This window comes from Rhizobium sp. SG2393, assembly GCF_042610495.1.
Taxonomy (GTDB): Bacteria; Pseudomonadota; Alphaproteobacteria; order Rhizobiales; family Rhizobiaceae; genus RU20A.
In genome coordinates, this window is the sequence record NZ_JBHGAP010000025.1 from 1 (window position 1) to 638 (window position 638).

The following is a 638-nucleotide window of genomic DNA, read 5'->3' on the forward strand; positions in this document are numbered from 1 at the left end:
ACGTGTTCCGCGTGCGAGAGAACTCGCTTGAAGTTTATCTCCCATGGCTCGATGCTCAATGGAGTGCCGGTCACCGCAATGGCACACAGTTGTGGCGAGAGCTGACTCGCCAGGGATTCCATGGCTGCCTTCGCGTCGTAACCGAATGGGCGACCCGTCGACGAAAGGCTGAAAAGATGGATTGCGATGCGTTGAGCCGTACGCCATCGGCACGAACTGTCGCACGCCTCATGACCATCGGTCGCGACGATCTCTCCAAGTCTCAGACCGTAACGGTTGCCGCGATTGAAGGCGGCGTGCCGCAACTCGTCGAAGCGCGGGAAGTCGTCGCCGCTTTCCAAGCCATGATCCGCAAGAAATCTCTCGCCGATCTCGAACCATGGCTGGAACGCGCCCGATCAAGCCTGGTCGCGGCCTTCGCCAATGGTGTCGCCAAAGACCGGGCAGCCGTGAGTGCCGCGATCAGTTTGCCTTGGTCGAATGGACAGACAGAGGGGCAGATTACCAAGCTCAAGCTTGTAAAACGCCAGATGTACGGCCGAGGGAAAATCGACCTCCTTCAGGCCCGCGTCATTGGTGCCGGATAGAACTCTGACCACCAAAATTGCGTCAGAGCCAATATTCCACGCCGAAACACA

The 638-nt window shown here is 58.3% G+C and carries 1 protein-coding gene; it reads left to right on the forward strand.

Going from position 1 to position 638, the window contains the following annotated elements:
* A partial coding sequence (locus ACED18_RS20550) for a transposase (RefSeq protein ID WP_377295454.1) occupies positions 1–587 on the forward strand: 587 nt, incomplete at its 5' end.
* Positions 588–638: the final 51 nt, after the last annotated feature.